The organism is Marinobacter sp. AN1 (assembly GCF_026013985.1).
Taxonomy (GTDB): Bacteria; Pseudomonadota; Gammaproteobacteria; order Pseudomonadales; family Oleiphilaceae; genus Marinobacter; species Marinobacter segnicrescens.
In genome coordinates this window covers 3,817,128-3,830,585 of the sequence record NZ_CP110342.1, presented here as the reverse complement: position 1 = coordinate 3,830,585, position 13,458 = coordinate 3,817,128, and the positions used below count along the sequence as shown (strand labels likewise).

At 62.2% G+C, this 13,458-nt stretch carries 10 protein-coding genes; 4 read left to right on the top strand and 6 right to left on the bottom strand.

Annotated elements, in window-relative coordinates; genetic code table 11:
* Positions 1-111: 111 nt before the first annotated feature.
* Positions 112-318: a cold-shock protein gene (locus LJ360_RS17680; protein ID WP_091853271.1), complete on the bottom strand. Its 207-nt coding sequence runs from the start codon at positions 316-318 to the stop codon at positions 112-114.
* Between the two features lie 290 nt (positions 319-608).
* Entirely contained in the window at positions 609-1,409 is an 801-nt protein-coding gene (locus tag LJ360_RS17675; RefSeq protein ID WP_091853270.1) for a dienelactone hydrolase family protein, read from the bottom strand.
* Between the two features lie 136 nt (positions 1,410-1,545).
* Here LJ360_RS17675 and ald point away from each other — a divergent pair, with 136 nt between their 5' ends.
* On the top strand, positions 1,546-2,676 hold the full coding sequence (gene ald / locus LJ360_RS17670) for an alanine dehydrogenase (RefSeq protein WP_264994592.1): 1,131 nt from the start codon (positions 1,546-1,548) through the stop codon (positions 2,674-2,676).
* 55 nt (positions 2,677-2,731) lie between these two features.
* Here ald and LJ360_RS17665 read toward each other — a convergent pair whose 3' ends face one another.
* On the bottom strand, positions 2,732-3,727 hold the full coding sequence (locus tag LJ360_RS17665; protein WP_264994590.1) for an LLM class flavin-dependent oxidoreductase: 996 nt from the start codon (positions 3,725-3,727) through the stop codon (positions 2,732-2,734).
* Between the two features lie 89 nt (positions 3,728-3,816).
* On the opposite strand from LJ360_RS17665, the gene LJ360_RS17660 reads away from it, so the two are divergent.
* Positions 3,817-5,736, top strand: coding sequence for a putative bifunctional diguanylate cyclase/phosphodiesterase (locus LJ360_RS17660; RefSeq protein ID WP_264994589.1), 1,920 nt, complete (start codon positions 3,817-3,819; stop codon positions 5,734-5,736).
* A gap of 125 nt (positions 5,737-5,861) precedes the next feature.
* Entirely contained in the window at positions 5,862-8,594 is a 2,733-nt protein-coding gene (locus LJ360_RS17655) for a cation-translocating P-type ATPase (RefSeq protein WP_264994588.1), read from the top strand.
* On the opposite strand, the gene LJ360_RS17650 is transcribed toward LJ360_RS17655, so the two are convergent.
* A complete protein-coding gene (locus tag LJ360_RS17650; protein ID WP_264994587.1) occupies positions 8,571-10,982 on the bottom strand; it encodes a xylulose 5-phosphate 3-epimerase in 2,412 nt (803 codons plus the stop codon). The genes LJ360_RS17655 and LJ360_RS17650 overlap by 24 nt on opposite strands.
* Positions 10,983-11,203: 221 nt before the next feature.
* On the opposite strand from LJ360_RS17650, the gene LJ360_RS17645 reads away from it, so the two are divergent.
* Positions 11,204-11,683 carry an asparaginase gene (locus tag LJ360_RS17645; protein ID WP_264994586.1) on the top strand — a complete coding sequence of 160 codons (480 nt, stop codon included), beginning with the start codon at positions 11,204-11,206 and terminating at the stop codon, positions 11,681-11,683.
* A gap of 29 nt (positions 11,684-11,712) precedes the next feature.
* On the opposite strand, the gene LJ360_RS17640 is transcribed toward LJ360_RS17645, so the two are convergent.
* Together LJ360_RS17640 and LJ360_RS17635 are read right to left on the bottom strand one after the other, a co-directional pair.
* Positions 11,713-12,405: a pseudouridine synthase gene (locus tag LJ360_RS17640; protein ID WP_264994585.1), complete on the bottom strand. Its 693-nt coding sequence runs from the start codon at positions 12,403-12,405 to the stop codon at positions 11,713-11,715.
* A 1-nt stretch (position 12,406) separates the two neighbouring features.
* Positions 12,407-13,441, bottom strand: a complete 1,035-nt coding sequence (locus LJ360_RS17635; protein WP_264994584.1) for a metal-dependent hydrolase — start codon at positions 13,439-13,441, stop codon at positions 12,407-12,409.
* Between the last annotated feature and the right edge of the window lie 17 nt (positions 13,442-13,458).

The window sequence follows — 13,458 nt, the reverse complement described above, 5'->3', positions numbered from 1 at the left end:
CGTATTTCAGGACGGGACACAGGACACAAAAAAGGCAGCCCGGAAGCTGCCTTTTCTGTTTTCAGGAGCGCCTTCCCCGAAGGTCAGACGCCACCTGCGCTGAAGCCTGATTTACAGGGCTACAACGTTCTCCGCCTGGGGACCTTTCTGGCCCTGGGTGACGGTGAACTCAACCTGCTGGCCTTCGGCCAGGGTCTTGAAGCCGCTGCCCTGAATGGCACTGTAGTGAACGAAAACGTCCGGGCCGGACTCACGGGTGATGAAGCCAAAGCCTTTCGCTTCGTTGAAGAACTTAACAGTACCGGTAACAGTAGACATACTCGAAATTCCTGTATTCAAAACACTTTCTAGATTGCCCTTTCAACAGCCCCGGAACCCGGTTGCCGCAAAGGACCTTTGGGAGGAAACACAGAACTGCGGATTCAAAAACAGGACGGATACACTACTGCAGGAGAGAGATACGTCTTGGTTTATGAAATGCTTTACTGATCTTTCCTGACATCCGACTGTACTCCTGCTTTTTCAGGAATACCAGCCCTTCAGATACAAAAAGTCACGTACTTGTACTTACGGGGCGGTAGCCCGTGGCAGGCCCGCCCCGACATCACTTACTGGCTGAAAATATCCTGGTAGAAGCGCATGGTGCCTTCCCAGGAACGTTCGGCCGCATCCTGGTCATAGCCAATGGGCATGCCGTGTTCCTCGGCAACCGCATCCGCCCCGGGGTTCATGAAGGAATGCCTTACACCCGGGAAACTGGTGACCGAGAAGTCCGCTTCCGCGTTTTGCATGCTGGCCACGAAGCCCGCGACCTGGTCCGCCGGCACCATCTGGTCAGCACCACCGGTATACACCTGGATACGGGCCGTGATAGTGCCGGGCTCCGGTTCGATGGGGCTACCCAGTGAACCGTGGTAGCTCACCACGCCGTCCAGGTCCATACCCAGTCGGGCCATGTTCAGAACGACCGCGCCGCCAAAGCAGTATCCCTGGGCGGCAATCCGGCTGCCATCCACGGTGTCATGCTGTCGCAGTTCCTCCATGGCCGCGGTAAAGCGGGCCTTCAGGGACTCCAGGTCGCCGGTGGCTTCTTTCATGAAGGCCTGGGCTTCGTCGGGATGGTCAGTCACCTTACCCTCACCGTACATATCCAGTGCGAAGGCGGTGTAGCCGGCGGCGGCCAGCTTCTCGGCCTGGTCCCGGGCGAATTCGTTGTGGCCCCACCATTCGTGGACTACCAGTACGCCAGGTCGCTTGCCTTCGATGGCATCGTTCCAGGCTATGTATCCTGTGAAGGTTTTACCGTCCACAGAGTATTTGACGGTTTCAGTCTGCAGTTGGGCGAGGGCGGTGCCGGCACCCAGGGAAAGTGCAATGCCAACAGCCAGTGGGGTCAGTTTCGAAGTCATGGGTCAGTCCTTTTAACGTTGGTGACTCGGTCTGTACAACATCCTACAAGATCATAGAACACTTCTGTTCTACGGGCCGAACATGGTGGCGGATGGCTCCTATACTTGGGGAGAATGATTCCTGGAGCGAACTGGCATGAAGATAGGCGTACCGAAAGAAATCAAGAACCACGAGTATCGGGTTGGCATGACTCCCTCTGCGGTCTCTGAACTGACCGGCCAGGGGCACCAGGTCATGGTGCAGCGCGGCGCTGCAGAGGCCATTGGATTCAGCGATGACGATTACCAGGGGGCCGGCGCCGTTCTGGTAGACAACCCTCAAAAGGTATTCGAGGAGGCCGAACTGATCGTCAAAGTCAAGGAACCCCAGGCCGAAGAACGCATGTGGCTTCGTCACGGACAGACCCTGTTTACCTACCTGCACCTGGCGCCTGACGAGGCCCAGACCCGGGATCTGATAGCCTCCGGTGCTACCTGCATTGCCTATGAGACGGTTACCGATGACGACGGCCGGTTACCGTTACTGGCGCCTATGTCCGAGGTGGCGGGCCGTATGGCGGTGCAGGCCGGGGCCCATTGCCTGGAGCGAGTCATGGGTGGTCGTGGTGTGCTGCTCGGCGGGGTGCCCGGAGTCAGTCCGGCAAGGGTTACCGTCATAGGGGCTGGCATGGTCGGCCAGAATGCCCTCGCAATGGCTGTTGGTCTGGGCGCAGATGTGACTGTGCTGGACGTCAACGTGAATGTGCTGCGGGAGCTGGATCACCGCTACGGCAACCGGATTCGCACGGTATTCTCCAGCGCGGGGCAGCTCTGGCAGTGTGTTACCGAGGCGGACCTGGTGATCGGCGCGGTGCTGATTCCCGGTGCATCAGCGCCCAAACTGGTGACCCGGGAAATGCTGCGTCAAATGCCGGATGGCAGTGTGCTGGTGGATGTGGCGATCGACCAGGGCGGGTGTGCGGAGACGTCTAGGCCCACTACACATGATGATCCGGTGTTTGTTGAAGAAGGGGTGGTGCACTATTGCGTCGCCAACATGCCGGGCGCAGTCGCGCGCACCTCCACCCTGGCGCTGAACAACGCCACCCTGCCATTTATCCGGCAGCTGGCCGGGCATGGGGCGGTGGCTGCGATGCGGAACAATCCACACCTGCTGGCGGGTCTTAATGTCCACGACGGGCACCTTACCTACCGGGAGGTAGCCGAGGCGCACGGGCTGGACTACACCGATCCGCACACCCTGCCCGGACTGGGCAGGAATGGTTAACCCCACCACAACTAATGATCATGCCCGGGCCGGACGCCTGTCAGGGCGTTCAGCGTCAGAGACTGTCACGCACCCGGGCCAGGATGTCCAGCGCGTGGCGGCGTTTGGCGGGGTCGTAGAGATCCACCGTGAACATCAGTTCGTCCACCTCCACGGTTGCCAGGATCTGTTGTAAACGGTCCCGGATGGCTTCCTCGTCCCCGAGCACCTGCAAACCCAGAAAGTCTTTAACACCGGCTTCTTCCGCCGGGCTCCAGAGGCCGTCCATGGAGTCGACAGGCGGCTTCATCCATAACGGCTGGCCCCGGAACAGGGACAGGATGCGCTGGTAGCTGGTGGTGGTCAGGTGCTGCGCTTCGTCGACGGTATCTGCAGGCACTGCCGGCAGGCAGAGCATGGCGTGGGGGCGAGCCAGTTGCTCTGACGGCCGGAAGTGGTCCCGGTAGACCTTCAGGGCCTCCCGGTACAGGCGCGGTGCAAAGTGACCGGCGAAGGCATAGGGCAGGCCCCTCAATGCGGCAAGCTGGGCACTGTAAAGCGACGAACCCAGTAACCAGATGGGCACGTTGGTGCCCGCGCCGGGAATGGCCTTGACTTGCTGACCCGGCCTGAGTGGCCCCAGCAGTTCCTGTAGCCGCTGTACGTCGTCAGGGAACTGCTCTGCCCCGATACCATCACGCCGCAGGGCCCGGCTGGTGATCGGGTCCGTGCCGGGCGCCCGTCCGAGCCCCAGGTCTATGCGGCCCGGGTAGAGGCATTCCAGGGTGCCAAACTGCTCGGCGACCACGAGTGGCGGGTGGTTGGGCAACATCACTCCGCCGGATCCCACGCGGATGCGTTCGGTCTGACCGGCAATGTGTCCGACAAGTACCGCTGTGGCCGAGCTGGTGATGCCTTCCATGTTATGGTGCTCTGCCAGCCAGAAACGCTGGAAGTCCAGGCTTTCGGCATGGCGGGCATAGGCTACACTGTTGGCGAGTGTCTGCGCGACGGAGTCCCCTTCCCGGACGGAAGCGAGTTCCAGCAGAGAGAACGGTTTTGTGGACGACATGAAAACTCCGGAATTGGTTTGACGGATACCAGGCAGCTTACCACGCAGATGCCCGGATGTTTCGATCAGGAAGTAACAGGGGGCAACCATTGGCATTACCCGAAACCAGGACATCACCGTTCAGGATCGCCCTGATTTACCTGGTGGTGGGCTGCCTGTGGATCCTGTTCTCGGATCAGCTGGTGGCCTGGTTCTTTGCAAGTGCTGGTCAGGACATGCAGCTCAAGGCCCAGACTTTCAAGGGCTGGGCGTTTGTGGTGGTGAGTTCGGTACTGATTGGTGTGCTGGTATGGCGGTCCCTGCGACGACTGGACCGGGCCTCCAGCTTCATGACCTTGCAGAGCTCCATGATCGAACATGCCCATGCCGGCATTATGGCCGCCGATGCGGAACGCAAGGTGATCTATGCCAACCCGGCGATCGAGCGAATGACCGGGGCGTCCCTGGACCGGGTGCTCGGTCGGAACCTGGCGGAGTTTCGCTCTGGCGCCCACGAACAGCTCTTTTACGATGAACTCTGGCGTAAGGTGGACCAGGAAGGCATGTGGCAGGGGGAGGTTATCGCCCGTCGCCGTGATGGCTCCATGTTCAACCAGTGGGTGACCGTAACCCGGGTTCAGAACAGGCAAGGGGGACTGGCGTATTACGTGCTGTTCGCAACGGATATCACCGAGGAAAAGGCGGACAAGGAGCGACTCCGTTACCTGGCCTTCTATGACCCACTGACGGACCTGCCGAACCGTGCGCTGATGGCGGAACACCTGCGCAATGCCCTTCGCCAGACCCCGGAAGATGGTCGCACCCGGGTGGCAGTGCTGTTTGTGGACCTGGATGACTTTCAGACTATCAACGAGTCGTACGGCCACCAGCTGGGTGACCGGCTGTTGCAGAAGGCCAGCCAGCGCATCCTGCAGTGTCTCGGGGAGGGGCAGGAGCTGGGGCGGTTCGGTGGCGATGAGTTTGTGGTGCTGGTGCCGGGGGTAAACGACCAGCACGAGGTGGAGCAGCTGGCTACCCGTCTGCTGGATGCGCTGGGAGCCGGCTTTACCCTGGATCATACGGCCCGGGTCATGGTGCGTGCCAGCATCGGTATCTGCCTGGCAGCAGGAAACCGGATCAGCGACAGTGAACAGGTTTCCAGCCTGTTCAGTCAAGCGGATTCCGCACTCTCGGAAGCCAAGCTGGCAGGCAAGAACACCTTCGCTTTCTACAGTGCCGACATGACCCGACTCGCCCGGCGCAGGCTTGAGCTCGAAGAGGCATTGACCACTGGCCTGGCGCGAAAACAGTTCGAACTGTTCTATCAGCCGGTCTGGGACGTCGTCACCGGGCGACTGAAAGGGGCTGAGGCACTGATTCGCTGGCGCCATCCGCAATGGGGGCTGGTGTCGCCGGTGGAGTTCATCCCGCTGGCGGAAGAGACCGGGCTGATCACGGAACTGGGGGGCTGGGTGCTCGAGGAAGCCGCACGGCAGATCCGGCAATGGCAGGATCAGGGCCTCGACCCCGGTGTGGTGGCGGTTAATGTTTCCTCGAAACAGCTCAAGCGGGGCCACTTTCCCGGTTTTCTCCGGCAGGTGGTCACCGAGGTCGGGGTGTCTCCGCGATATCTGGAAGTGGAGCTGACTGAAAGCAGCCTGCTGGCCCTCGGCGACCGCACCACCGAATTGCTTTCCGAAATCCGTGAAACAGGGGCCCGGCTGGCCATCGACGATTTTGGCACCGGCTATTCCTCCCTCAGTTATCTGCGCCGCTTCAAGGTGGACAAGCTAAAGATTGATCGCAGCTTTGTCAGCGAGTTGTCTTCCGAGGGTGGTGGCCTGGGTATCGTCAAGGCGATCATCGCCATGGGCCAGGCCATGGACCTGGAAGTACAGGCCGAGGGTGTGGAGCTCGACAGCCAGTTGCAGGTCCTGGCGGAACTGGGATGTGACAGTTTCCAGGGTTACCTGAAGGGCGCCCCCATGCCGGCAGCCGAATTTGCCGAGTTGCTGGTAAGGGAGTCCTGATTCCGGACCGGGCAGGTTGCGTTGCGCTCAGTTGATTTGCCTCATGGCGCTCGCACCGCTTCCCGGTTGCAATAGGATCTGCGTCCCCCGGACTTGGCCGGGTTGGCGACAATGGAGTTCACCTCATGCCCCCGGTTTCCCCGAAGACGGATGCCTCAAGTGAACAAACGGCCTGGCACAGCCTGAGCGTAGCGGAGGTGCGATCCCGCCTTGACGCAGGCCAGCCCCTGGGCGCGGCTGAGGTGAGTCGTCGCACTCAGGAACATGGCCCCAACCGATTGCCGGAGCCAGTGCGCCACGGACCCCTGGCCCGGCTCGGGCGCCAGCTGAAAAACTTCCTGATCCACGTACTGGTGGTGGCTGCCCTCATCACTGCCCTGCTGGGTCACTGGATGGACACCGTGGTGATCCTGGCGGTGGTGGTGATCCAGACCCTGGTGGGCTTCCTTCAGGAGGGTAAAGCTGAGCAGGCGCTGGCGGCCATTCGGCACATGCTGGCGCCGCAGGCTACGGTGCTGCGTAAAGATGGTCGACATACTATCCCTGCCGAGGAACTGGTTCCGGGCGACACCCTGCTGCTTGAGCCCGGGGACCGGGTGCCGGCTGATGTGCGCCTGGAGCAGGTCCACGGCCTGCAGGTCGACGAGGCCATACTGACCGGTGAATCCATGGCCGTGGACAAGGCGGTGGCCGGCGAGTCACCGGACGCGGCCCTGGGTGATCAGCGCAGCATGGCCTTTGCCGGCACCATGGTTACCATCGGTACGGGCCGTGGCGTGGTGGTTCGAACCGGTCCTCATACAGAAATTGGCCGTATCTCTGGCCTGCTGGGGCAGACCGAAACCCTGAAGACTCCCCTGTTGTCGCAGATCGACCGCTTTGCCCGGTACCTTTCCGGTTTGATTATCGTGGCCGGTGTGTTGATTTTCCTCGCCGGCACCTGGTTCAGTGGCCTGGCGACAGACGAACTGTTCATGGCCGTGGTGGGCCTTACTGTCGCAGCCATTCCTGAAGGGTTGCCGGCGATACTCACCATTACCCTGGCCATCGGGGTACGCCGCATGGCCAACCGCAAGGCAGTGGTCAGGCGCATGCCGGTGATCGAGACCCTGGGGGCGGTATCGGTAATCTGTTCCGACAAGACCGGCACCCTGACCCGCAACGAGATGACCGTGACCGCCGTGATGGCGGGGGGCGAGCGTTTCGAGGTTACCGGGACCGGTTACAGTCCTGATGGCGGGGTCACCGGAGCCGAAGGTCAACCGGTGTCTCCGGCGCTTGAGGAACTCGCCCGTGCCGGGGCCCTGTGTAATGACGCTCACCTGCGGCTGCAGGAAAAGCCCGTCAGGGTGGCCGGGGACCCCATGGAGGGTGCCCTGAAAGTACTTGCGCTGAAGGTGGACAATGACCTTGCCGACGTCGACCGCCAGTGGCCCCGCAAGGACGAGATCCCATTCGATGCGGATTACCGGTTCATGGCCACCCTGAACCACGACCACCACGGTCACGCCATGGTCTATCTCAAAGGTGCCCCGGAGCAGGTCCTGGCCATGTGCTCAGGGGACTTGGCGCCTGACGGTGGCACGGTGGAACTGGATGCTGACGGTTGGCAGAGGCGCATCGATGCCATGGCGGCGGAAGGTCTGAGGGTGCTGGCCTTTGCCCGCCTGCCGGTAGCTGCCGGCACCACCTCCGTTTCGATAGACGATGTTCGGGAGGGGCTGCAGTTGCTCGGCGTGGCCGGGTTCATGGACCCGCCAAGATCGGAAGCCATCACCGCAATTGAAGAATGCCACCGGGCGGGCATCCGGGTGAAGATGATCACCGGTGACCATGCCCGAACCGCTGGCGCCATTGCGACGCGACTTGGGCTCAGGGCCCCGGACCGGGTGCTCACGGGTGCCGACCTGGACCGGGTCAGTGATGAAGACCTGGTGAAACTGGCGGCCGAAGTGGACGTGTTTGCCCGTACCAGTCCTGAGCACAAATTACGATTGGTCAGGGCACTGCAGACAGGTCAGGGAGTCGTGGCGATGACCGGTGACGGGGTCAATGACGCGCCGGCTCTGAAACGGGCGGATGTGGGGATCGCCATGGGGGTGAAGGGATCCGAGGCCGCCCGTGAGGCTGCGTCGGTGGTGTTGCTCGATGACAACTTCGCCAGTATTGCCGCCGCCGTGCGGGAAGGGCGTACCGTGTATGACAACCTGCGTAAGGGGATCGCCTTCCTGCTGCCGATCAACGGGGGGGAATCGGTCGGCCTGATTGTCGCGTTGCTGCTGGGCCTCACCCTGCCCATCACTGCATTGCAAATCCTCTGGGTCAATATGGTCAGCTCGGTCGTACTGGCCATGACCCTGGCCTTTGAGCCCACGGAGGGCGGTGTGATGACCAGGCCACCGCGCCCCCGGGCCCAGTCGCTGCTGGAGGGCTTTGTGGTGTGGCGTGTGCTGGTCGTGTCGCTGCTGTTCCTTGCCGGTATCTTTGCGGCCTGGAACTGGGGTATGCAACGCACCGGAGACCTGGAGTATGCCCGCACCATGGCCGTGAACAGCCTGGTGGCGATGGAGGTCTTCTACCTGTTCGCGGTACGTTACCTTGACACACCGTCGATTACCCTGCGTGGGGTGGTGGGTACGCCCCTGGTGCTCGGCGCCCTGGTGGCGGTGGTGGTGCTGCAGTCACTGTTTACCTGGCTGCCGCCGTTCAATGAGGCGTTTGGCTCAACCGCGATGGATTGGGCGGGGCTGGTATTTACCTTTATGGCAGGGGTCACCGTGCTGCTGGCACTGGAACTGGAAACCTGGTGCCGCCGGCGCCTGTGGCCCCTGGCGTCAGGCCAGCAGGACCTCGGGTAAACCACGCCCTTCCACCGCGGCAATTTCCTCGTCCGTCAGGAAACGGTCCGGGGCCTGCCCCAGTAACCGGGCGCCCTGATACAGGGCGTGGGCCCAGGTGCACTGGTTGGCGAACAACATGCCGGCTTCGTTCAGGGTGCCGCCCCGGTTGATGTAACCCAGCACACGGCTGTTGCGCGGGTCGCCACACAGGGTACTGGCATGGCCCCGGAATACTTCAGGTCGCATATGGGTCAGTACGACCCGGTGATGGTAGTGGCCTGGCATTAACCGCTCACGATCGGTTTCTGCCGCGCACCTGGCCGCCTCGAACCGATCCCGTGGCACGCGGAAACGTCCCGGTTCCTGCACATAGACCAGCCGGAATGGAGTATTGGTGTCCCGTAGCCGTTCACAGGCATGAATCAGTTCCGACAGCTGGTAGGCCCCGTTAGCGATCAGCAGCAGGGGTGTACCTTCGGAAAGGTCCTCGTCCACCACCTGGGCGCCGGTGCGGGCCAGGCTGCGAGCTTCTTCCGCAGTAAACACACAGGGACGATCACGCTTGGGAACGACCATGCAGGCAAGCTCGCCCCGGCTGCTGTAAATTTCCGGCAACAAGGCCTGTGTGCTGTTGTAGTCGGCGGGAAACACCACGCGCACCATGTCATTCATTTCGCCCAGCAGCGCCTCGCAGAATGTGGTGTCCTGGTGGGACTGCTCGTTCTTGCCGTTCTCCCAGCTATGGGATGTGGCAACGACGGGGAATCCCAGCCAGCGGGCAGGGCGCTCCAGTTCCTTCTGGTGACGGGCGAAGATGAGTTCCTGGCGGATTGCTCCCAGCATCTTGACGCAGAAGGCCTCGTAGCTGGCCACCAGGTTAAGTCCACCTTTATTGGCCAGACAGGCGGACACCACGGCTTCTTCATTCAGCGCGGTAATGATACTTCCGTGCACGGCCTCGGTGTCATTCTCCGGGTCGTCCACCCGGTGACGCAGCGCATGAAGAACGCCACTGAGCTTGTTGCTGGCCAACTCGTCCGGGTTGCCAACCCGGGGCCGGAGCCGCGGGTTGGCTGCCACCAGGGCCTGGAAGAAATCGTCAACTGCCAGCATGGGCGAGCAGGTATCACTGCGGGAGGGCAGTTCCGGCAGGGCCGGTGCCCCCGGATTGCGCTCGGCCAGTGGGTGGTCCTTCTCCCGGGGGCGTTGCTGGCGCTGGTGGTTGCACAACAGGGTGATGGATGCCTGGAGGTCTGCCTCGGGTACATGGAGCACACTGGCGTACTCATTGAACAGGTCCCGGGCCCGGGCATCCAGTCTCGGGTTGCCCGGTAACGGCAGGTTATGGGCCGCGTTGCGGCCCGCGCCGTAGAAGCCATAGCCCTTGACGGTTTCGGCGATGCCGTAGGGTATCGGCAGGGGGTACTGGCGCAGCCCCCTGCTGTGTTCACGGCTGGCCTTCTTCAGCCTGCGCTCCATGGTGAATAAGGTGCAAACGAAGGCTGCCGGGTCACGGCCATCGAAACGGATGGGGTCAAAGCCGCAGCGGCTTAAATGGGTGATAAATCCGTCCAGCCCTTCCCGGGTGCCCAGTTCCGTGCGTTGTTCGATACGGCGGCCGTTAGCGATCATGACCGGTAGCGGCAGACCGCTGTCCTCCGCCCGCCACCACCGTGGCGCCCAGTCACTGCCTCGCTGCTCCTCGGCAGCGCCGTCAGACAGGAAAGCCACCAGGGACTCGCCGGGGAGGGGCATATGCACATACTGAAGTTCGGCAAAACCCAGGTAGCCACCCTCGATAATGCCGCCGGCCGTATAAGGATTTACATGGCTGCCAAGCGGGGCTTCGGTGCGACCATCCGCCTGCTGACGATAGCTGTAGAAATCCGCAACCAGGTTATCCAAACCGTCGGCGCCACCATAACGGGCGGCCTGTTCCGGGTTCAGGTTGCCCAGCAGTACGTTGAGTGCATCGACGGCGGCCACACAGTGGCCCTGCCCCATCAGCCAACTCCGGGTGTCGCCCGTCAGGGCGTTCAGGGCCATGTAGGCGGCATAGCCGGGAACCATGTTGAGGGCACCGCCGGTATGGCCTTCCGGATGACACTTGAATTCGCAGGTCTGCAGGGGAGCACCGTCGGTGCGCACTCGTTCGGCATAGGTCATGTGGACGACCAGCCACATTCCGGCACTGGCAAGGCGGTCGAGGGCCGCCAGTAGCTGGTATACCGAACCGGTATCCGGTTGCAGGCCCTCGGCCACCAGTTGCTCGGCGAGGTCCAGAACCTGTTGCTGGGTGTCGGGGAGGTGGCGGATAACACCATAGCCCTGACGCCAATGCTCGAATGCGGGTTCCCGGGCTGCAACCTGGTCCAGCATCTGAATATCGGCAAAGGGTTTACTCATTGGAGCCTCCGGTGCATCAGGCGACTGCGCGGTGCAAAGGCACGGTGTGCAGGCGTCCAGGCTAAAATTTGTTCAGTCAGGGCGAAGTGTAGCCCTCCGGAAGGTGTGGTGTGTTGACCTGAGTCAGGGGGAGGTGCAGGCAGGTTTTTGGTTATGATGTCCTTGTCAGGCATCAAGGGGAGGTTGTCAGGGCGACGCCTCCCGACCATCAGGAGACCCCCATGATCCATCTTTTCACCACCGGTGGCACGATCGACAAGATCTACCACGACGCCAACAGCGAGTTCTCTGTCGGCGAAAGCCTGCTGCCGGAACTGCTGTCGGAGGCCAATGTGACGGTGGCCTGGCGCATCACCGAATTATGCCGCAAGGACAGCCTGGAACTGACCGAAGCTGACCGGGCCGATATCCGCGCTGCCGTGGCTGCCTGCCCGGAAGAGAGAGTGATCATTACCCATGGCACCGATACCATGGCGGAAACGGCTGCCGCCCTGAGCGATATAGGGGACAAGACCATCGTGCTGTTTGGTGCCATGCAGCCAGCGCGGATGCGTCGCAGTGATGCGGTGTTCAATCTCGGCTTTGCCATGGCAGCGGCGACCTTGCTGGAGCCGGGTATATACATCGCCATGAACGGTGAGGTGTTTGAAGCGGGCAAAGTGCGCAAGAATCTCAGGGCTGGCCGGTTCGAGCGCTGTTAGCAGGGTATGCCGGCTACGGCAGCGTCACATCAGAGGCTGGCAATCTCGGCATCATCCAGGTACCGGAACTCTCCCGGGCCCAGTGCCGGATCGAGGGTCAGGGCACCGATGCGATGGCGATGCAGGGCTTCCACGTGGTTGCCCACCGCTGCCAGCATGCGTTTTACCTGGTGGTAGCGGCCTTCGGTAATGGTGAGGTCGATCACCCGGTCGCTGACGTTGACGACACTGGCCGGCCTCAGTTCCTGTTCCTCGTTCCGCAACTGCAGTCCGCCGCTCTCCAGCTGGCGCCGGGCAGGGTCACTGAGCGGTTCTGAAAGGGTGACGCGGTAGGTCTTGGGGCAGTGGTGCCGGGGGGACGTTATCCGATGGGACCACTGGCCGTCAGATGTCAGCAATAAGAGCCCGGTGGTATCGCGGTCGAGGCGACCTACCGGATGTACCTTTGCCGCCAGTTCATCCGGCAGCAGGTCAGTCACCACCGGCTGACTGGCGTCGGTAGTGGCGCTAAGCACATTGCTGGGCTTGTTGAGCATCAGGTAGAGGTGTCCAGGTATCGTCAGGGATGCACCATCCAGGCTGACCGCGGTGTGATCGGCAACCGGCTCCGAGGCCTTCGTTGCCGGCCGGCCGGCAACGCTGACACGCCCCGCAGCGACGGCACGGCGTGCTTCCTTGCGGGACAGGCTGGTACAGCGGGCGAGGTAGGCGTCCAGTCGCATGTCAGGAACAGTGCTCCCCGCCGGGTAATGCCCGGAATGTGGCCAGGCAGAGTACTTCCGCTTCACCGCTGAGCCGTGACCAGAACGCCCGCAGGGCGTCCTCCCGCATGGCAGGGCGAGGCAGCTGCTGGCTTGCTGACGGTGTCAGGGAGCCATCCGCGTTCTGTCGCGCCAGGTCGAAGGTAAACGGATGGGCACCGGGAACGCCCAAACGGATATCCGTCGCCTGCAGCCTGCCTTCACGAAGGGTGACATCCACAAAACCACCGGTAAACCAGAGCAGCCGCTGGCCTTCAGGCAGGTCGGCCAGCTGCCGGATCAGTGCGGTATTGCGCGGGAAACGTTCGATGGTCAGGGGGCGGTCGGTTTCCAGCGGTCCGGTGACCATCTCCAGGCGTTCATCTCCCGCCAGCACGGTGACCCGCCACAGCAAGGTGGTGAAGGGCATGGGCTGAACCATTCGGGGTGCATCTTCCAGGCCTTCCAGTGCCAGCCGCTGCTCCACATGTCGATCCACCATGGTCTGGGCGCTCAAGGCCCAGACCAGGTACAGGGACGACAGGGCCAGTGCTGCTTGCTGAGGCCCGGGCGCTGAAGGTCTGACCAGTCCGACCATGACTGCCACCAGTAATGGCAGTGTATAGAGCGGGTCAATAATAAAAATGCTGTTGGTGGCCAGGGGTGGCCCGATGGGCCAGAACAGCTGGGTTCCGTAAGTGGTCAGCGTATCCAGTAGTGGGTGGGTGACCAGGACCAGCAGGGTAAATGCCAGCCACCGGCCAAGGGACAGCTGTGGCTTCCACCGGTGCAACACCAGCGCAAGCCCCACCGCAAACGGTACCAGTATGAAAAGGGAATGACTGAAGCCCCGATGTTGGGTGAAGTTGGCGATGGCGGTGCCGTAATCAATCACCACGTCCAGGTCCGGCAGGGTGCCCAGCACCGCCCCGGTAACCAGGGCGGTACGGCCAAGGGCGCGGCCGGCGACTGCTCCGCCGATACAGGCGCCCAGGGCGGCCTGGGTAACTGAGTCCATAGCGATACTCTCCAGCG